Raw genomic sequence first — 20,023 nt, forward strand, 5'->3', positions numbered from 1 at the left:
AAGTCTAACGCTTTTGTTGTGCTGGTATGACGGAAATCCGACCACGCTAAATCCGCTCGAGCCGAAGCTCAAATCGCGAAAGATGGCCGACTTGGCTGGCGGCACGGAAACGCTAACTCGGCAGATGGAAGCGACTTTGGAGCAAGAAGATTATCAGAGGGCGCTGGAGCTTTCGGATCACGTGAAGTGGCTTGAGGACGGCGATCGTAAGCTGGCCCGCAAAGTAAAGATCGAGGCACTGCGAGGATTAGCCGCACGCGAATACAACGCACCGAATCCCAACTACTATTTGAGTTACGCGAACGATCTGGAGTCCGGCCAGTTAAGTGAAATTTGGTTTTAGAGTTTGCCCGTAGCGAACCGCGCGGAGCGTTTCAGTAGTAAACTGTAGCGGTGGCATCCTGCCGCCGTCCATGAAACTGTAGCGGTGGCATCCTGCCCCCGTCCATGAAACTGTATCGGTGGCATCCTGCCGCCGATTGATCAAGCATTTCACTCACCGGTGGCTGGAAGCCCCCGATACTACTGAGCTCCTATGAACGTAGAGAAAATACCCTTTCGTGGTTTCGATGAACGAGGCGAAGTCCGCGTGTACTATCACGGAATTCTTCCCCATTGGCGTCAAGCGAACTGCACCTACTTTGTGACATTCCGACTTGCTGACGCGCTCCCAGCCGGTGTCATTCGCGAGTTTGAATACGAGCGTGACCAGTGGTTGCTTCATCGAGGCATCGACCCGAAGCTGCTAAACGCGGAGGGATTCGACTGGAAGAACATCGGTGTGCAATTGCCGAAGAACGATCAGCGTCTTTATGAACGGACCATGGCGACGAAGCTCAACAAGTATCTCGACGCGGGACACGGAAGTTGCGTGTTAAAGCGTCCTGATCTCGCAAAAATCGTCGCGAACTCGCTGACGCATTTTCACGGTGATCGCGTTCTAACCGGTGACTATGTCGTGATGCCGAATCATGTTCATGTGCTAATGCGACCGATCAATGGCTTCGAGTTGGAAGACATCTTGCAGGCTGTGAAAAGTTTCACTGCGAACGCGATCAATCGGAAGTTGGGGGTGAATGGACCATTTTGGATGCGAGAGAGTTATGACCACATCGTGCGAGACCCGGAACAATTGGAGGCGTTCCAGAACTACATTCGCGCAAATCCGGAGAAGGCAATGTTGACGTCGCACGAATACCTATTTCAAAACGCCACCTACCGCCTCGAATAGTATCGGTGGCATCCTGCCGCCGCGAGTGTTAGCCGTTGGCAAGTGTTAGCCGGTGGCATCCTGCCGCCGGGCCCTTAAGCGGTGGCAGGATGCCCCCGGTACGTCCCTACCTTACCTTGACAAACAGGGGATCACCGTGGACGGTTTTTAGCGCCAGCTTGGCGTAAACCACTTCGGTCACTTCCTCCTGTGCGAGTCGCTCTTCAATCGGATCGAGCAGTCGGCTGGACGCATCGTGGTCGTCGGCAGCGATGTCTACAAAATGGGAGTGAAGAGAATTCAATTTGAGGACCTGAACTTCGACAAAAACTACACCGCCTGGAGTTCCTACGCCCAAAGCAAACTTGCACAGATGATGTTCGCCTACGAATTGCAGCGGCGTGTTGAATCCGCCGGCAAAAGCGTCACGGTCCAGGTCTGCCATCCCGGCGCCTCGCGAGCCAATCTGTTGAAGGATACAGCAAGCACCTTCAGCAAGATTCTCTGGTCCATACTCCCAAGAGTCATCGCCCAATCCGCGAAGAAGGAATCGTGGCCGGAAGTGACCAAAGCGTAGGCGGCGGAGCGCTGAGTATCCGACGGCTTGCCTCGTCCAACGGTCACCGTGGTAACACTATCGCTAGCCCGGCGAGCACGCCGGTGATGATAAGTGCATACTTCATCTGCAAATTCGTTAAAAAGATAAGGTCTGGCGCGGCGCAGGCGATCGAATCGCGATCGTCGAGAGCTCAAAACCGTATCGAACGGATGCCGCTCAGAAATCTAGCTTGCCGTAAGCCGACATGACCGATTTTTCGACATCTAGATTTACCCAACGTCGGCGATGTTGAACTCGCCCCCCAAGGCTCAGAACAACCACGCAAACGTTGCCCCCTTTCTTCAGATAGCCCTGGAGGAATTCATGACCTGAAAGCCAAGAAGTACAGAGACACGAGAGACCTTTGCTTAAGATCGCCCCGGGGACCGTTTCGGCGTCGGCCGGATAGCACTTTTCCAGAGACACATCGTGAGAACTTTCGCCGGCCAGCGTTGACGTAGGTCCTTGCCGGAGCCGCGATAAAAACGAAAAAAGACCGGCATGAAAACCATGCCGGCCTTTTGTTCTTCTGCGCTGCTTTCGCGAGGGACGTGCGATAAATAAGTTGACGATTTCCGCTCAGGCTGCTCTTGTTTGTTTCCACCGGGCTCGTCCCGGTCGGTACAACAACTGGCAGCTACCTGAATGCCTTTACTGACTCGATCCTTCTCCGCCAGCCAGTGGACATTTTCGACTCGCATTCAACTCTGTCCCGACCACAGAAACCTTGCGTCCGGCGTTAATTAGCGTACTGATGTCACCAGTTCTTCGTGTTTTTCTGAACCAAGATCGTATCGATCAAGGTTCATTACCTTGGTCCACGCATCGACAAAGTCGCTAACGAACTTCGCCTCAGCATCGCCGCTCGCGTAAACCTCTGCGATGGCTCGCAGCTGCGAATTGGATCCAAAGACTAAATCCACGCTGCTTGCGCGCCACTGGACCTCATTAGTCTTTCGGTCACGCCCCTCATAGAAATGATCGCAAACTTCTGACACGGACCACATCGTGTTCATGTCCAGCAGGTTTACAAAAAAGTCGTTGGTCAACACGCCAACTCGCTCGGTCAGCACCCCCAATCGCATCTCGTCCGTGTTCGCGTTCAAAACACGCAATCCGCCAACAAGCACAGTCATTTCCGGTGCCGTCAAGGTCAGCAATTGGGACTTGTCAACCAATAGCTCTTCCGCGGGACGGTCAAGATTGGCAGCGGTGTAGTTGCGAAACCCATCGGCGATCGGTTCAAGGACAGCCAATCCGTCCACATCGGTCATGTCCACTGTGGCATCCGTTCTTCCGGGACGAAAAGCAATGCTTACTTCATGCGACGCTTTTCTCGCAGCTTCCTCCACGGCGGCGTTTCCGGCCAGCACGATCAGATCCGCCAATGAGATCTTCGTTCCGTCGGTTTTGTACTGATCGAATTTGTTCTTGATATTCGTCAACTTGGAAAGAACATTCTCCGTTCGCTGTGGATTATTCGCGGCCCAATCTTTTTGCGGTGCCAGTCTGATTCTCGCCCCATTCGCGCCACCACGACGATCGCTGTGACGATAAGTCGAAGCAGACGCCCAAGCCGTCGAAACGAGTTCCGATATGCTGAGACCTGAGCGAAGAACCGCTTTCTTCAGCAACTCAACATCGGCTTCACTGACCAGTTTGTGATCCACTTCTGGCACCGGATCTTGCCATAGAAATGACTCATCGGGAACTTCCGGGCCGAGGTAACGAGAAGTCGGCCCCATGTCACGATGCGTCAACTTGAACCACGCCTTGGCAAAGGCCCGTTCAAATTCTTCCGGATTCTCGTAGAAACGTCGCGAGATCGGTCCGTAGATCGGGTCGACTTTCAAAGCAAGGTCGGTCGTAAACATCATCGGGGCATGCGACTTCGAAGCGTCGTGTGCGTCTGGAACGGTCCCCTCAGCGGCGGAATCTTTCGGTTTCCACTGAAAGGCTCCCGCTGGGCTTTTCACCAATTCCCATTCATATTCAAACAAATTCTCAAAGTAGCCGTTGGACCATTCGATGGGCGTCGAGGTCCATGCGCCCTCCAGTCCACTGGTGATCGTATCGCTCGCGTTGCCAGTGCCGTAGCTGTTCTTCCACCCGAGTCCTTGCTCGACAAGGTTGGCACCCTCGGGATCAGGTCCAACATTCCCTTCAGGTGGTGCCGCGCCATGTGATTTGCCAAAGGTGTGTCCGCCAGCAATCAGGGCGACCGTCTCTTCGTCGTTCATCGCCATCCGACCGAACGTTTCGCGAATATCTTTGGCTGCCGCGAGCGGGTCCGGTTTTCCGTTAGGGCCTTCGGGGTTGACGTAGATCAGTCCCATCTGGACAGCGGCAAGCGGATTGGCCAATTCGTGGTCACCCGAATATCGGGCGTCCCCTAGCATCTCCGTTTCCGGTCCCCAATAAACGTCCTTCTGCGGTTCCCAAACATCGACTCGCCCGCCGGCAAAACCGAGTGGCTCAAAGCCCATGGACTCTAAAGCGACATTGCCCGTCAGGACCATCAGGTCCGCCCAAGAAATTCGCTTGCCGTATTTCTGCTTAACCGGCCAAAGTAAGCGACGAGCCTTGTCGAGGTTGGCATTGTCGGGCCAACCGTTCAGTGGTGCGAACCGCTGTGTACCGTAGGAGGCACCGCCACGACCGTCGTTAACACGATAGGTTCCCGCACTGTGCCAAGCCATTCGGATGAAGAGTGGGCCGTAGTGCCCATAGTCAGCTGGCCACCAGTCTTGCGAGTCGGTCATGACCGCTTCGATGTCCGCCTTGACCGCTGCCAGATCAAGTTTCGCAAATTCCTTCGGGTAGTCGAAATCTTCGTCCATCGGATTACCCTTGGACGAGTTCTGATGAAGAATCTCGAGATTGATTTGATTCGGCCACCAATCGCCGCTGCTGTAGGTGCCTGAAACCGTATGACGATTTGGATCGACTTGACCGATCACTGGACATTGACTGGCTGCTGCCATGCTTTCCCCTTTTTGCTGACTCTGGTTCGACGAATTTGAATCTTGAGCGACCGCCGGCAACGCAACGCCCAGACTGACGAAGCCGACCATCATTGACCTTGCAGAAGTTTTCCAGCGCATAGCATTCTCCCGTTCGATTTTTCGCTTCATCCACGCAAGAAGCCGACAAAGCTTCTTCCTAACAAGGATGATTGCACGTCGGTAGTATTGGCTGAATCCTGCACTGCGTCCAATGCATTACCCACATGATGGCAATGCGTTTTTCGCATTGGATAGCGATCCAGATGCATCAGCGATGATTTCGACCCGCGCCACCAACCCTGCAAACACCGGACGCTTCAGCACCCTCGTCTGGCGTCTTCGGACAGCTGCTTATTTGTCATTGACGAACGTTTCGCAGTAGGAGTGCAGGAAGCTTCGGAACTCGCGTAGCAGTCGACTTTGGAAGCGATACGGATTCCAAACTGCCGCGATGGTCCGTTTTGGTTTGACACCCTCAATTTGCCGATATAGACGCCCGCTACCTCTATCAAGCTTCTGGGCCATTTCAGGAATCATTGATACGCCGTGCCCAAGTGATACAAGCTCTTGAACCATGACAAGTTGATTGGTGCGTTCGACTGCCACGGGAAGGATCGATCGTTGTCGACAAAACGACGAAATCTGGTCGGTTAAGCAATGAGCTTCATCAAGCAAGACAAACGGGCAGTTTTTGACATCCGTGAGTTTGATTTTCTTCTTCTTAGAAAGCGGATGCTTTTCGGGGAGGACGAGCAAGAGTTCCTCATCAAAAAGCGATTCGATCTCCACATATCGAGCGGTTACCGGCAGCGCAAGAATTGCGACATCGATCTCTCCTTGCTTGCAGCACTTCATCAAGTGGTCGGTCGTGTTCTCCTGGACAATTAGGCTCGCCTTTGGAAACTGGTCCGAGAATTGCCGGAGCAGGTTTGGCAAAAAAAACGGGGCAATCGTCGGTATTGCTCCTATTCGGATGCGTCCACTTTGACCGTCATCACAAATCTCTGCTTTGGTATCTTCGATAATGAGCAAAATTTGTTCGGCTCGACTTTGAAACATCGTCCCAACTTCCGTCAATTCGACGGAACGCGGCTTGCGATCGAACAGCGGTTGCCCCAATTCTTCTTCTAAACGCTGAATCGAGCGACTGAAGGCGGACTGCGAGATGCTCATTCGCTCAGCTGCCCTGGTGAAGTTCTTTGTGTCCGCCAAGCACTGAAAGAAGCGAAGTTGTTCAGAGTCCATCGTCAGTATTATGCTCGGCAATCGAGGAAACCGCTTCGCCAGCGGTCAAACAGGTCGGCTGTAAATCCATCCATCATTGTTGTCCGGAAGGACTGCGACAAAAAGGCGGCGTTGAGCAAGTCTGTTTTGAGAGCCGGCAAGCTTCTCGCTGGCCGGCCCAAAGACTACCGGCATGTGAAGCGAGTCGGTCGGCCCATTCTCAACATCTGGTGAAGCGGTGATTCAACTGTCTGACATCACGTTTTGCGTCAATACGATTCATCGAATCGTGGTCCTGCCATCGTCCTGCCATCGCTTGGTTAAATCCCTTCACCAACCTATCGCCAATCCCAATATCATCGTGGTAAATGACCGACCATGGCATGTTGGATTTGCCAAAGGGCACCACGCTTGATGCGATTTTGAATCCGTCCCAATAAAGTTTTTTTGCCGTTCGCGTTGCATTGAGCGGCGGTTTTCGTCCTTACAGTGTATCGGGATTGCTACGCCGCTTTTCCGTTTCTCTTTTCGAGCACCGCCGAGGAAACGTCTCATGGCTTTCAAGCATCGGTACGGATTGGCTAGGTTTCTGATTTTGGCCCTGATGTTGGCCCTGATCATCGCCCCTCAAGCAATCGCTCAGGATACAATCGCGGGCCGCGAACTGTTTGAGCGGGAATGGGAATTCGTCGACCGTGCACCAGCATTCACGGAATTGGATTCAACGCATCTGGAGCCGCAGCGGGGACATCGGGGACGGGGTCGAGGAATGGGGCGAAGTCCCCATCCGCAACACCGCGACAATGGTCAAGAGTTGGCATCCACGCTCCCAGCTGATGGACTGGGGCCACTGCACAACGCGATCTCTTGTGCAGCGTGTCACCCCGGCGGTGGAGCCTCGGGCGTGAATCACAATGTGACTCAGATCACTGTCGACCCGCGCTCGCCATTTCTTAGTCAACCGACTAATCGTGGTGGCCACAGAGATCCCGCAAGTTCAGTCATCGATTTCTTTCCGGGGCTGTTGTCCGGTAACTGGCTGTCGTTTAACACGGTCGTTCATGACCTTTCCACGCGGCCCGGGTATGAAATCATTCGCCAACGTTTGTCCGTTGGAGTGCCCTCCGGTTTACAGCCAGAATGGTTCAGTCCTCAAGAGCGAACGGTTGATGCAATCGCAAAGCAACCCGTGGTTGCCGGGAGATATGGAACGCTCGACTATTATCTCAGCCAACGCAATTCACCGCCGCTTCATGGCATGGGACTAATCGAGCGGATCTCCGTGAATCGGTTGACAGCAATCTCACGTTCCCAGAGTCGATCCTCCGGTGGTACCATCTCTGGCAGAGTGGCTGGGAAGTATGGCTGGCGGGGCCAAGTCAACACGTTGTCCGACTTTGTTGCAGGAGCTTGCGCGACAGAGATGGGGCTGAATGTGAGCAACATCGCTCAACAGGCCAATGATCCGGCAGATCCTCACTACGTCAGCTTGGCAGCCGATATTTCAACGAGGCAAGTCGCGGACCTAACAAGCTACGTCGCCGACTTGCCAGCCCCAGCCAAGCAATTGCTACCTGCGGAAGACCGCAAACGGGTTCGCCGTGGAGAACGTATTTTCAGCTCAGTTGGATGTGCCGCTTGTCACATCGCTGACATACTGCCAGCACGAGGCATCTTCAGCGATCTATTGTTGCACGACATGGGCTCCGACCTGCAAGATCCATTCCCGGCTCCTGCGAACCAGTTGACTAGCACCAACTCAACTGCACCTGCGAGTGCTTACCAGAGTCAATACGGCGGCGAAACATCCTCTTATCGTATCGGCTCTTCACCCAACCGTAGTGGGGCTCCCAACCGTCGCGGGCCGCCGCCCAATCGCCGACGTTCAGCCCCCAGCGTCGTCAGTTCCTTGATACCGGCGGGGACGCCTCAAGCGATTGCGATGGATTATCCCGAGCAACCACAGTTTCCCCGCGGCGATGTCAGTCAGGCTGAGCTGAATGGCCAACACCGATTCTCATGGGATGCGCTACAGCGGGAATGGAAAACACCGCCGCTTTGGGGAGTCGCGGACTCGGCACCCTACCTTCACGATGGTCGCGCCGAAACCCTGACCGATGCAATCCAATGGCATGGGGGCGAAGCGGATGAATCCAAGCGAAACTTTCTCAAGCTGAATGAAGAGCAAAAGGAATTAATGCTTGCGTTCTTAGAAAGCTTGAAGGCACCGTCGGACTGATCGCCTACTGCGGAATCCCATCGTGAAATGGTGAAAGGATTATGCAACGTCGTGCGGTATGCTAAGAATCCGACCGAGCTGCGGGGGCAACCAACACGAACAGGCTGCTGGCCGGAGACCACTCCAATTGAGCGGGAATGTCAAACCGCAAGCGAACTGCCGTGCAGGACACCGTGATCATCGCGGCGGAGATGGCGGAGATGGCGGTGAAGATCAGCAGATTGGCCGCGTTGTACAGATCGCTCATCAAGTCGCCCGCGATCTTGTGCAGATAGCGGTTCGATGCAAGCTGATTCATGTCGTGCCTTAGCGGTGTTGGGAAACCTTCGACGCGAGAGGCTCCGGATGTCGATGCTTCCGTCTCGCAGCGATCGCTGCGGCCGTCACAATCGCAATCACGGGATAGGTGATCCTTGGAATTTCAAACTGATAGATGCTGTTGATGGGTTGCACTTTCGAGCCTGCAATTTCGCCTAGTGACGCCATGATTGCGTCGAGGGCCACATCTGAAATCGGAGGCGTGGTTCCGCTGGCAATCATCTCCAACGAACGATGCAGATTCACCGTTGATTCCAGTTGCACGTCTAACCAATCGAGGCCAGCGATGAATGCGTTGGCCGGTAGCAACACTTGGTCGACAGCGATCATTCCCCCTGGCCCACGGAACCAGGCCGCAATCGCTGCGTCAGTGATTTCAGCCTGATGATTCGACGCTTGCTCGATCACCAATCGGATGTGCGGGGCTACCCCGGAGTCCAGCTGCCACGGTTGGTGGTGTTCGTCGACCGGATCATCAATCGAAAGCTCCAGGTTCGAGGGTGACAAGTCGATCAATCCATTGGAAGGTTCTTCACTTGCTGCCGAAAGACCAGCGGTAAGCGGCGAAATCTGCCGTTGGTTCGAGGCAACGCCGGTGACGGAGTTTCCTAGAGGGCGAGCTAGTGAGTCCTCTGCTACTGGACTCGTCACCTGGTCCACTATGCCGGTGACCAGTTCGCTGAAGGTGATTGCCGCGATGGCTGCATCAACTGCCGAGGCAGTCTGTCGGTTTGCAACTTCGGCCGACGACGATTGCTGTGATTGCTGGTCTTCGATCGGTGTCAGCGTTACAGTTGACTGCGTTACAGTTGACTGCGAATCGAAATCGACTTGCGCGTTCGGCGTAGAGCCGCGCTCATCGTTCGACGGATTGGTACGGTCTGATTGCTGGACAATAGGTCCATTGTCGTTTCCTATCGTTCGCACTTCCTGTGTTTGGTTCGCTTCGACGTTCTGCTGTGAACCGCTGGACGCCGCGCTATCGGCGAAGAGATCAAGTGCAATTGCATCGCCAGCGAACAAATTGCCCGCGAGCAGCGAACGGTTTTCGAGCGGTTCGATGCGAAGCATGCGACTTTCGTGGTTCTCTTTCATGACTCCCCTCTCAGTTGTTTCAAGTTGATTTGCTGCGTTTTGAGCGATGTTTTGTATTTGATGCTTTTCGGCGCAAGCTCAATCGCACGCCGTTGATGTGCGATCGCATCTTCGTAAAGAACCGCGGCCTCATGGCGATCGCCGATTCGATCAGTCAAGAACGCGAGATTGTTCAAGATGCCCCCCAGCATGTTTTGGACCTCTGCGTTTTCGCAGTACACATCCAACAACGCGCGTCCGTGTTGGACCGCTTGCTGTAACACCGTTTGTGCCTGCTTCAGGTCGCCGCTCGCCGAAAGCGATAGCCCCAAATGGTTCAGGCTGATGACCAAATCGCGGCGGTAAATCGGTTGATCGGGCCAACGGGTGTGGAGCTGACGTCCAATCTCAACCGCTTGCCGGAGCGATTCGGCTGAGTCGGCGTGATTTCCAGTCTGGGTTTGCGTGTCGGCGAGAGTATTGAGTGTCAGCATGACCTGGGTGGCAAGTTTCGGATCGCTTGGGGCTTCTTCCAACAACCCAAGTTGATACTGAAGCGATTGACGCGCTAGTGTTCCCGCTTGGTTAGGATCACGCTTGGCAAGCAGCCCGGCCAAATTCGATTGAATGGTTGATTCAAGTGCCCGTTCTTCGTAGTGGCCGACTCTGTGAGTCCCCTCGTGCAGCTGGGACTGTTGACCTCGCCTACTACAGTCAAGCAATCCCAACGCACGCTCATACGCTTGCTGCGACTGCTCAGCCCGGCCCGCGCCGGACAACATGCCTCCCAGGTTATTGAGTGTCTTGGCAAGCTCGACGTCGTTTCCAAGTCGCTCCTGCGTGGCGATTGCTTTTGCGAACCACTCGGCGGCTGACTGCCATTCGCCAACGCCGGCGAGCCTTTCGGCGAGATTGTTCTGACTGATCGACCACTGTAGGTTCACAGCCGCATCATCGGGAACGTCTTGGGCAATCGCTGCGTAGAGTCTTTCGGATTCTCGCAGCGAAGCGGTTGCATCGGCCGTTTGACCGAGTTCACTTTGGAACACGCCCATCTTTCCGTACGTCACCGCGAGGTCGATGCGTTGCTGATTGTCACGATCATCAATGACGCTGGCCGCCGCGATCTGCTTGTAGTAGTCGAGTGTCTGTGAGAGCAATCGTTGTCGCACCGAATTCGCATCGGGAAGGTCAGCCAACAACTCTGAAATTTGCATTCCCAACAGATCGACGGCTTCTCGCGTGATCTCCCTGTCATGCTGCGCCTGAATCAACAACGCATCAGAGACTTTTTTCTCTGCAGCCAGCAACGTGGTGCCCACGGCAAGACCGGCGAGAGCCAAACTGCCAACCAAGACGGTGGTGATGACGGCCGTTCGGTGTTTGGCTGCGTGCCTGACGAGGCGGTCGATAAGCGTCGGAGGACGAGCGATCGTTGGTTCGCCTGTCAGCACGCGCCGCAAGTCATCGGCGAACTCCTTCGCAGTGTCGTAGCGGTCATCACGACGTGGCGACATCACTTTGGCGACAACCGTTTCAAGATCACGAGGCAGGCCGGGACAAAGCTGGCGCAAGGGCGTGATGTCGTTGTCGTCGATCTGGCGAAGGATCGCTGCCGTGTCGTCACCGCCATATGCCGGCCGAAGCGTGAGCATTTCGTACAACGTCGCAGCAAGCGAATAGATATCACTCCGTCCGTCCACGATCGCCGATTCACCGCGTGCCTGCTCGGGACTCATGTAGCGTGCCGTACCGACGACATCGGATGACCCCGTCAGTGCAGCGTCGTTTTGAATTCGCGCGAGTCCGAAATCAGCAATCCAAACATTATCTCGATGATCGAGCAACAGATTCGACGGCTTGATGTCACGATGAACGATGCCGTATTCGTGTGCGGCCCCGAGTCCTTCAGCGACTTGAATGGCAAACCGTACCGGCGTTCGCCAATCGCTGACATCGTTCTCTTCGTAGCGGAACTCGCCAACAGTTTCGGCGTTAGGCGTCGTGGACCGAAAATCTTGGCAACGTCCGCTACGGTTGGTTTGGATTTCGCACTGTCGCCGCTCGATCCACTGGTCCAACGATTCGCCGTCGATGTAACGCATCGCAAAAAAGTGAACGCCTCGCTCGTAACCGATCGTATGCACAGGGACAATATTGGGGTGCTGCAAGCTAGCCGCCGCCTCCGCCTCGTGCTGAAATCGCTTCAGTTGCCTTGGATCGAGAACAGAGGCCATCGGAAGAATCTTGACGGCAACGGTACGGTTGAGCGATTTCTGAGTGGCGCGGTAAACGACTCCCATCCCGCCGCGTCCGATGATTTCATGAAGCTGGAAATCGCCGAGGCGTGTTGGCTCGGTATCAGACGTAGTGGACGAGGCTACGAGTCCTTCGGTGCTGGCGGTACTGTCGGCTAGAGACTCGTTGCCTCGTCCACTACCAACCGCCGGTTCGCCGCCCGCCATTCGATGCAGACTCTCCAATCCGCCAACGCAAACTCGCAGCGGTTCGCGAAGCTCGGGTGCCGACTTCGTGAGCTGCTCCACCGTCGGCGGAACGCCGGACTCCATGGCGGCGAGATACTGTTCTAGCAGCATACCGAGTTTATCTTTCTGGTCGCCCGTCAAACCTTTCATGAAATCAGGTTCGTCATCGTCGTCGACCAATTGGCTGTGACTTCCAAGCCAAATCATGTTGCGTCTCCGTTCTTATCCATCTGACAAACGTCTTTGAATTTGGCAATCGCACGGACCCACAGCATTCGCGCCGCTCCCGACTTGATCTTCATCCGCTCTGCGATCTCGTCGAACGTTAGCCCCTGGAGATTGCGATAGACAATCACATCGCGGTAGCTATCTTTCATCTTTGCCAATTGGCCGGAAAGCTCGGCAGCCAATTCACGCCGCATCATCACTTCGCTCGGCGATGCCGCTTTGTCAGTTGCGATGTGTGCAAGCCTCGCCATGCTGTCGTCCAGACGTTTCGCCATCGTGTCCAACCCAACCTCACGTCGAATGTCTCGCTTCTTGGCATAGACATTCTTTTCGATCGCATGACTGAGGCAGTTGCTCAGAATCTGACGCAGCCATGCCATCAGTTCTCCCTCGCTCTTGCCACGAAACTGAGCGAAGTCGCGATGAGCGGCCAGCATGGTTTCTTGAACCAAATCCGACGTACTCAAGCGTCGCCGCAGACGATTATCAAGCTGCGTGCTCGCCAGAACTGCCAAATAGTTATGGTAAAGCTGTAGCAAATCCCCAAACGATTCAGCGTTGCCTTCGCGCACTTTGGCGATCATCTGCTTAACAGAATGAGCGGCATACGGAGTGTTTTTGAAGTCGCTTGACATTGCAGTCTCTAGGAAAGCCCCACTGGGCCAATCCATGGCAATGTGCGTCGCTGGAATTCGACGGGGAACTTCTTTGTAAGGACGAAACGAACAACAAAATGTCACGCCAAACGAATTCTTTCGAGAATTTTTCGGAGAATCTTTCGGCCGTCACGCATCCCAAATTGGCAGGAAGGCACCGTACGAGACGGATAAAAGCAAACGTCGTTCCCTCACGCGGGGATTTGAAGGCTTTGGCGATCACCGCGACTGACTTCTGGTTCGGAATGTGCGATTTGGCGATCGATCGGTCGCGACACAAGTTCGTTGCGACGAACAGCAATTTGCTTGGGAGCGTCAATGCCGATCGTCACCCGACCGTTGGCGATTCGGGTGATGATGATTCGAATGTCTTCGCCGATTGTGATTCGCTCGCCAATTTTTCGAGATAATACCAACATGGTTTCTTCCTTGAATGAGAATTGGTTAAACAGGTTGCAGATCAGTCCTCTGCAGATAGGAACTCAGGACACTTCTCCATCGCTGGTGTCACAAAAGATTTTTCTTTTTCATCCCTCGTCTCGATTTTGCAAATAGTCGTCCATGTTGCGAATGCAGTTGTCCAACGGATCGATGTTGATCGAAGAAGGCATCGTTTCGTACGCGGCAATGCGATTGAATGGGCAAAGTCGATTGACGCTCAGGTTGAGAAACATCGCGTGCCGTGCGTCTTGAGTTTGGTGAATGCCAGCCGTAATCCATACTGGTCATCCGGAAATTGCTGATCCCCGATAGCGGAGTTACTGGAATGTGATGGTTCAGCGGTTGGTGAATGGTTGGATGTCGGTTCGACATGGTGATTCACCCGGTGAAAATCTGTGGGCGGCGTCGGCAGTTTGGTTGAGCGAGTTGACTGAAACGTTCCTTGATTGCCGTTACAGCGATGTGGCATTTTTCGATGTTTAGCACTGCATCGGGCGAGGTTACTGAAACCGACAAGGGTGACTGCCGGATCGCTGCGTAACAAATAGCGACGTGTTCCGTACCTAAGTAGTACGCCGCTGGTTGTCGCGAGTGCCGCGTCACGCAACTGGCCCCTCTTCTCTTGAACAACACGCCTCAAACTCGACGTAGGTGATGACATGACATCATTTTGGAATCGCTGGACCGGACTTCAGAAATCTTCTCGTCGAAAAAATCGAAAACGAACACCACTGCGGCGACGACCACGTGCCGAGAACTTGGAGACTCGTCAGCTCCTTGCGGCCAACATCTTTCATAACGAGCCGATGCCTGAGGATGTCGATCAAGATGGGATCGTCCTGGCGGTCGACACTCTGACCATCCTCAACCAAATGAACCGCCAAGGTGCAAATGCTGGTGGAGAAGTTGACGGCAACGGCCAACAGCGCGGACAAGCCCGCATAACCGACGTGAACAATGACGATCAGGACACCGCGCTCGATGCGTTGATGGCAGGCAATCGTCTCAACCGCGACCGAGGCGGAGTTGGAGGTTCAACGGATCCCGCAGACAATCCCGTTGACACGCCTGTCGATGATACAACCGACAACACTACCGAAGATTCCACCGACGTTGTCATTGATGACGACACGACGCCAACATCCCAGACCGAAACCGATGTGGTGCTGGAGTGGAACGATCTCTTCGGCGAAATCCTGGTCGACGATACGCAGAATCAAAACCCTGGGTACGCCTCGCGTTCCCAGGCGATTTTGAACTTGGCGATCTATGACGCCGTGGCAATCGCGACAAGTGGCAATGATGCGGAAACCTTCTATGACTACGACCTCAACCTCAGCCAAACAGATAAAATTTCAGCCGAAGTCGCCGCGTCCCAAGCAGCGTACACGGTTCTGAGTTCGCTGTATCCCGATCAACAAGGCACGCTCGATGCATTCTTGGAAACTAGCCTTTCTAGCTTGAGCAACGACGGCAATTTTGCAGACAGCTTAGAAGTTGGCACTGAAATCGGCAACGAAATTCTCGCCATTCGAGCGAGCGACGGTTCGGACGTCATCGCCGAATACACTTACACCGATGAGGCCGGCTACTTCCAACCCGATCCATTGAATCCCGATGTTGCCGCATGGGGTCCGACCTGGGGCGACGTCGATACATTCGCCATTTCCTCCAGCGATGACTTTCGTCCCGAAACCACGCCTGCACTGACCAGTGAAGAATACGCCGCTTCGTACAACGAAGTCCTCGAACTCGGCTCGGCCGACAGCGAGACTCGTACGGCAGATCAAACGGAAGCGGGCATTTTCTGGGCTTATGATCGGGAGGGATTAGGAACTCCAATCGCGCTCTTTAACGACGTCCTGCAAACCATCGCCGTGCAAGAAGGGAACACGATCGAGGAGAACGCTGCGTTGTTCGCTCAAGCCTCGGTTGCGATGGCAGACGCTGGCATCACGGCATGGGATACGAAGTTCACGGAAGAATTCTGGCGACCGGTCACCGCGATTCAGGCGGGCGACACCGATGGCAATGACCTAACCGAGGGGGACGCCGACTGGGTCGCCTTGGGAGCCCCCAATGGTGAAGACACCACCGGCTTCACTCCTCAATTCCCCACCTACATCTCGGGACACGCCACCTTTGGTGCGGCACTGTTCGGCACGCTACAAGAATTCTACGGCACCGATGACATCTCTTTTGACGTGACTTCGGCCGAACTGGAAATGCTGCTGGAAAACCCTGAACTGCAAGAAGCCTACGGATTGGACCTTGATGACGCGACTCGCACGTTCGATTCGTTCAGCGAAGCAATGGCCGAAAACGGAGTGAGCCGTGTCTACCTGGGCATTCACTTCGACTTCGACGATCTCGTCGGTCAAGAAGTCGGCCAGGCCATTGCGACCAGCGTTGCATCGGAGTTTGTAGTCGCGAGCGATGACGAAAGTGGAGACAGCGGCTTTGTGAACCACAAAGAAGATGGTGGCAACTTTGCCGGTCAAGGCGGAAACAACAATGGACAACAGGGCCAAGACGATCCGACACGTCGTCGTCAGCGCGACAGCCGTTTTGCTGCCGTCGATTCAGTCTTTGCGCAGGGACTATTCTGAGCCCTATAGCGATGAGCTGGATGTGTACGGGGTCACGAGCCTTCCGCCCGCCGCGTCCAAGCGTGCCATCACGTCGCCGATCAAGTCGGGGTACATTTCACGGAGCTATTGATTGATGTCGACGTACTCGTCGTCACGGTCGGGTTGGTAGCCCCGCACTAGCTTTTTATCTTCAAACGGATGCCGCCCCATGCGGATCGTCTTGCACACATTGTGCTCGGTTTCTGTTTGAAGATCCGCAATACCGCCTCGATCCGTCTTCTCGAGAATTCCAGCCACGTCGAAAAGGATGGAGGTGCCATGTTTTCCATGGATCGCGACGGCCGTGACGTGATGCCACCGACCGTCACTCAAAGTTGTCTGCCCTGGGTGACTCCTCCCGCAGACAACCGCAGCAGACTGCTATTGCCCTTTCCCAATACTCGACGCTGTTTTCTGAAATTCGAAAGCTCCGATATCGGTGCCGCCGGTATCAATAGGTGTTCGCACTAAATCCTTCCCCCCCGAATTCTCGATCACAACCCCGGCATCGACGCACGGAGAGCCGGATCTTAATTGATACCCACGGAGTTCATTTAACGTCATCAGATCGATAAGGAAACCGGCTTTTCCTGGTCGTTCAAACTCGGGATCGTCCACAATCGCCTGGGTTTCTGAAGGATGCGGTTCAATGTTGTGGTACACGTTGTTGCGGAACACGGTGTTAATGCCTGTCGCATTGGGCCCCCACTGACCATTCCCTTCAAAAAAGAAAATGTTGTTTTCAAAGGTTGAATTTATCGGAGTTCGCCCTTCTGCAAAAACCTCTACGTCCAATCCCTTTCGAACATAGTGCGTGTTGTTGTAGATGTGCACATTCTCCGCCTGTTTCCTTCTATCAAATCCGTAAAAGTAAATGCCGTGCTTGTCGTTCTGGCTGATGTTGTAACGAATGACAACATTTCTCGTCGGCTTCTTCATGATGCCGCAGAACCACAGATTATCGTGACTGTAGTTATATTGGATGTAGGTGTTGATACAGTTGTAGTCGGCATCGAACCCACCGCGATCCGATTCGCCGCCGCCATCTTTGTTGTCAGTGTCCCCTACATTGCCATAGGCTTCGTTGTACTGGATCTTAATGCCATCTGTGTTGAAACAAAAAATGCTGTGTCCTGTATCGCGACGGCTGCTATTGGCAAGGATGTTGCGCTCATAAATCGCATCTTTGCTAGCTCGCGCAATCACATTGTTGCGCCCTGTGGTATCGACTCGATTGCCGGCCACGTAGACTCTGGTCCAAAGATTTATTGCCTGATACCCGTCCTTCTGGAGGTTGACTTTAGCGCAAGTGGAGTTGTTGCCGATCCCCACGCCGCCAATGTTTTCCACCCGATTGTTGGTTATTCGCAGGTCATCGAACTTTGAATTCTTGACCTTTTTCATGTGTACATGGATACCCCCGCGCCCCTTGCCGGCAACCATCCCATTTACATTGTGGACATAACAGTCGTTGATATGGACATGTCGGTAGGTTCCTTCCACTCTCTCAACCAGCACATAGATACCAAAGAGATTGCCCTGATCCTGATCCGAGCCGTCGGTATTGGTGACCTCCAGACTATCCACCTCCCAATAGGAAGGATTCTTAAGCATCACGCCGGCCAGGTGGTTCCCCTTGGCATGGATCACCGGCCGGTTGCCATCACCATACGCGCCGATTCGAACCGGTGCGTCTTCGGAACCATTTCCTCGCGGAGCCAACATCCCGGTAAACGTCATCCCTCGTTTCAGCGATATCGTATCGCCCGGCTGCAATTCAATGGTGCGGATCTCATCGAACTTCTTCTGCGTGTCCACGCGATAGTCTTCCGCAAGGCACACAGCTGGAATGAGCAGCAACAACCCTAGTGTAAATTTAGAGCATTTCATGATTGCATCACTCACGGGAATTTCTTGTCGAACGTTTTATATTCGGTGAACATAGCCTTCAGCCGCTGAAGGACCTGTCTCTGTTCAGGTTTCTCCGCAAGGTTTGTCCACTCATTGGGATTCTTTCGATAGTCTTAGAGGTCCATCGACCCGTCATCATATTCGATATAACGGGGAAAGCCAAACTGCACGGATTTGTGGTCGTCCTCCTTGAAGGTGAAAGCCGGGTATTCCCAAGGTTCGGAAGGATTATCCAACAACGGTTTGAGGCTACTACCGACCACATCGTCATTGGGAGGAAGTCCGCAACGATCCAACAACGTTGGATAGAAATCAGTCAGGCTCACCACCTGATCCCACGCTCCAGTCTTTACACTGCTATCCGCGGATTTCGGCACCTTGAGAATCAATGGGCCAACCCGGAGCGATTCCACAGGGTGTGCTTCTGAAAAGGTTTTTTATCGCCCAGGTGATACCTGTGATCCGACCAGAGAATCACGATTGTATTATCACGATACGGACTGGCATCCAGAGCATCCAACACCTCTCCAATCTAAGAATCGGCAAGCGTGATGCTGGCCCTATAGGCATGAATATTATTCCGCCACTGATTTTTTTGGATTGCCCATTCCGTTCTTGAACAGCCCTCGTTGAACACGCCCAACGCTGCCTTCCAAAGATCGTCGAAGTCGTTGGGAATGTAAGACGACAGCCCCCGCTTCTCCTTGCCAGACTGGTGAAAATACTTCTGCGGAACATACCAGGGAGCATACGGCCGAAGAAGTCGGACCATCAGCATGAAGCGGACATCAGTCGGGCCGATACCAACCGGACCCAGATGTCGTTTGGGTTTTTCTTGCCTTGATCAAGCATGTCAGCAAATCGATGACGCTTACATCTTGGGCGTTCGAATGAACGTTGCGTTCTGATTAGTGTTCAGATTAATCGAGCGATACATTTCCGTGTGGCGACGTTGAGCCATGCAGCGACTACTTGTCGGATGTGTTTGTATCCAAAGCATTGTCGATCCATACTCGATTCCAATCCTTTTTCATGTCCGCCACAATCCATCCCTTGGACTTCGCATCATCCAGCCCTTTCGAGAGTTGACCGATTTTGGATGTGCGGTCATACGCGTACTCGCGATCAGCATCCGTATGATGAACGACGAGGGCAAAGCGTAAACCCTCGCCACTTGTTGTCCACTCAAGCATTTGATAGTCCCCATCGGAATTACCAAACGCCGCAATGGGGCGACGGCCTATGTGATGGTTGATGGCGACGGGCTTCCCTTCTTTATCGTCGAAAAAGTTCAAGGCGGGCAGGCGAACGAGAGAAGGTTTTCCATCACGCAATTCGTATTTGGTCTTGATACTACTGCCGATGACTTGCTCGGGTGGTATGCCATACACGCGCTGAGTCCATGGACGCATGAATTCGATTCCGCCGCCGGAAACAATAAAGACCTTGAATTCTTTTGCTTTTAGATAATCGATCAATTCAAGCATCGGTTGATAGACCATCTCCGTATACAGTTTATCTGTTTGGGGATGCCTAGCAGTAGCGATCCAGTCGACAACAATTTTTTCAAACTCCGCCGTTGTCATGCCAGCATGGGTCGCCATGACAAGTTCGGCGATTGCCTTCTCGCCACCAGCAGCAGCAGCTTTAAGATCTCCCTTCAATACTGAGGCAAAGGGCTCTTGATTTCGCCACTCTGGATGCTGCGGAGCAATTTCCCTCAAGCGATCAAGCGTAAACAACAATTGAACATAGACCGGTTGCTCGGCCCAGAGTGTGCCGTCGTTGTCGAAAGTGGCGATCCGGTCAACGGGGGCTACATAGTCGGGCGAGTCCTTCGCGGTCACTTTTTCAACGAACGCGATGACTGATTGCTTGGCCGCGGTGTCGTTCCACGACGGCAAGGGGTCGGCGGCACGCGTGCGGGCTGCCAAGCTGGCTATTACGAAAACAATCAACAGCGAAAAGGGGTGGTTCTTCACAGTTTTTCTTCTACTTTTTCG

19 protein-coding genes and 1 pseudogene are annotated in these 20,023 nt (G+C 53.9%); 6 read left to right on the forward strand and 14 right to left on the reverse strand.

Annotation, left to right across the window (positions count from 1 at the left end; translation table 11 throughout):
* Window positions 1-13: 13 nt before the first annotated feature.
* Together FF011L_RS16220 and FF011L_RS16225 are read left to right on the forward strand one after the other, a co-directional pair.
* Window positions 14-343: pseudogene (locus FF011L_RS16220) on the forward strand (alkyl sulfatase dimerization domain-containing protein); the annotation flags it as partial.
* Between the two features lie 192 nt (window positions 344-535).
* Window positions 536-1,231 (forward strand): transposase, encoded by a 696-nt coding sequence (locus tag FF011L_RS16225; protein WP_145352669.1) that lies wholly within the window; start codon window positions 536-538, stop codon window positions 1,229-1,231.
* 106 nt (window positions 1,232-1,337) lie between these two features.
* Here the strand turns inward: FF011L_RS16225 and FF011L_RS26865 are convergent, their stop codons facing one another.
* On the reverse strand, window positions 1,338-1,514 hold the full coding sequence (locus FF011L_RS26865; RefSeq protein ID WP_246109451.1) for a hypothetical protein: 177 nt from the start codon (window positions 1,512-1,514) through the stop codon (window positions 1,338-1,340).
* Between FF011L_RS26865 and FF011L_RS26870 the strand changes: the two genes are divergently transcribed.
* The gene (locus FF011L_RS26870) at window positions 1,500-1,787 is read left to right on the forward strand and encodes a Rossmann-fold NAD(P)-binding domain-containing protein (RefSeq protein WP_246109452.1); all 288 of its coding nucleotides are present in this window, start codon (window positions 1,500-1,502) and stop codon (window positions 1,785-1,787) included. The two genes, FF011L_RS26865 and FF011L_RS26870, sit on opposite strands and share 15 nt — an antisense overlap.
* A 764-nt stretch (window positions 1,788-2,551) precedes the next feature.
* Here FF011L_RS26870 and katG read toward each other — a convergent pair.
* Window positions 2,552-4,792: a catalase/peroxidase HPI gene (gene katG, locus FF011L_RS16235; RefSeq protein ID WP_218933214.1), complete on the reverse strand. Its 2,241-nt coding sequence runs from the start codon at window positions 4,790-4,792 to the stop codon at window positions 2,552-2,554.
* A 372-nt stretch (window positions 4,793-5,164) separates the two neighbouring features.
* Window positions 5,165-6,058, reverse strand: coding sequence for a LysR family transcriptional regulator (locus FF011L_RS16240; protein ID WP_145352671.1), 894 nt, complete (start codon window positions 6,056-6,058; stop codon window positions 5,165-5,167).
* A gap of 217 nt (window positions 6,059-6,275) precedes the next feature.
* On the opposite strand from FF011L_RS16240, the gene FF011L_RS26395 reads away from it, so the two are divergent.
* Window positions 6,276-6,452, forward strand: coding sequence for a hypothetical protein (locus FF011L_RS26395; protein WP_218932676.1), 177 nt, complete (start codon window positions 6,276-6,278; stop codon window positions 6,450-6,452).
* 138 nt (window positions 6,453-6,590) lie between these two features.
* Entirely contained in the window at window positions 6,591-8,276 is a 1,686-nt protein-coding gene (locus FF011L_RS16245; RefSeq protein WP_145352672.1) for a di-heme oxidoredictase family protein, read from the forward strand.
* Window positions 8,277-8,337: 61 nt separating this feature from the next.
* Here the strand turns inward: FF011L_RS16245 and FF011L_RS16250 are convergent, their stop codons facing one another.
* From FF011L_RS16250 to FF011L_RS16275, 6 genes are all read right to left on the reverse strand, one after another.
* Window positions 8,338-8,574 (reverse strand): hypothetical protein, encoded by a 237-nt coding sequence (locus FF011L_RS16250; RefSeq protein WP_218932677.1) that lies wholly within the window; start codon window positions 8,572-8,574, stop codon window positions 8,338-8,340.
* A gap of 8 nt (window positions 8,575-8,582) precedes the next feature.
* Window positions 8,583-9,689 carry a hypothetical protein gene (locus FF011L_RS16255; protein ID WP_145352673.1) on the reverse strand — a complete coding sequence of 369 codons (1,107 nt, stop codon included), beginning with the start codon at window positions 9,687-9,689 and terminating at the stop codon, window positions 8,583-8,585.
* On the reverse strand, window positions 9,686-12,361 hold the full coding sequence (locus FF011L_RS16260; RefSeq protein ID WP_145352674.1) for a serine/threonine-protein kinase: 2,676 nt from the start codon (window positions 12,359-12,361) through the stop codon (window positions 9,686-9,688). Before FF011L_RS16260 ends, FF011L_RS16255 begins: the two co-directional genes overlap by 4 nt.
* Window positions 12,358-13,017, reverse strand: coding sequence for a sigma-70 family RNA polymerase sigma factor (locus tag FF011L_RS16265; RefSeq protein WP_145352675.1), 660 nt, complete (start codon window positions 13,015-13,017; stop codon window positions 12,358-12,360). The genes FF011L_RS16260 and FF011L_RS16265 overlap by 4 nt, the downstream gene beginning before the upstream one ends.
* Before the next feature lie 212 nt (window positions 13,018-13,229).
* Window positions 13,230-13,457 (reverse strand): carbon storage regulator, encoded by a 228-nt coding sequence (locus FF011L_RS16270; RefSeq protein ID WP_145352676.1) that lies wholly within the window; start codon window positions 13,455-13,457, stop codon window positions 13,230-13,232.
* A gap of 88 nt (window positions 13,458-13,545) precedes the next feature.
* A complete protein-coding gene (locus FF011L_RS16275) occupies window positions 13,546-13,851 on the reverse strand; it encodes a hypothetical protein (RefSeq protein ID WP_145352677.1) in 306 nt (101 codons plus the stop codon).
* Between the two features lie 287 nt (window positions 13,852-14,138).
* Between FF011L_RS16275 and FF011L_RS16280 the strand changes: the two genes are divergently transcribed.
* Entirely contained in the window at window positions 14,139-16,088 is a 1,950-nt protein-coding gene (locus FF011L_RS16280) for a phosphatase PAP2 family protein (RefSeq protein ID WP_145352678.1), read from the forward strand.
* Window positions 16,089-16,193: 105 nt separating this feature from the next.
* On the opposite strand, the gene FF011L_RS26400 is transcribed toward FF011L_RS16280, so the two are convergent.
* The 5 genes from FF011L_RS26400 to FF011L_RS16305 all read right to left on the reverse strand — a co-directional run bounded on the left by FF011L_RS26400 (window position 16,194) and on the right by FF011L_RS16305 (window position 19,981).
* Window positions 16,194-16,442, reverse strand: a complete 249-nt coding sequence (locus FF011L_RS26400; RefSeq protein WP_218933248.1) for a hypothetical protein — start codon at window positions 16,440-16,442, stop codon at window positions 16,194-16,196.
* Window positions 16,443-16,490: 48 nt separating this feature from the next.
* Window positions 16,491-18,014: a right-handed parallel beta-helix repeat-containing protein gene (locus FF011L_RS16290; RefSeq protein ID WP_246109453.1), complete on the reverse strand. Its 1,524-nt coding sequence runs from the start codon at window positions 18,012-18,014 to the stop codon at window positions 16,491-16,493.
* A 119-nt stretch (window positions 18,015-18,133) separates the two neighbouring features.
* Window positions 18,134-18,346: a hypothetical protein gene (locus tag FF011L_RS16295; protein WP_145352679.1), complete on the reverse strand. Its 213-nt coding sequence runs from the start codon at window positions 18,344-18,346 to the stop codon at window positions 18,134-18,136.
* A 59-nt stretch (window positions 18,347-18,405) separates the two neighbouring features.
* A complete protein-coding gene (locus tag FF011L_RS27245; protein WP_218932678.1) occupies window positions 18,406-18,543 on the reverse strand; it encodes a hypothetical protein in 138 nt (45 codons plus the stop codon).
* 445 nt (window positions 18,544-18,988) lie between these two features.
* Entirely contained in the window at window positions 18,989-19,981 is a 993-nt protein-coding gene (locus FF011L_RS16305; RefSeq protein ID WP_246109921.1) for an HAD family hydrolase, read from the reverse strand.
* Window positions 19,982-20,023: the final 42 nt, after the last annotated feature.

Source organism: Roseimaritima multifibrata (assembly GCF_007741495.1).
Lineage (GTDB): Bacteria > Planctomycetota > Planctomycetia > Pirellulales > Pirellulaceae > Roseimaritima > Roseimaritima multifibrata.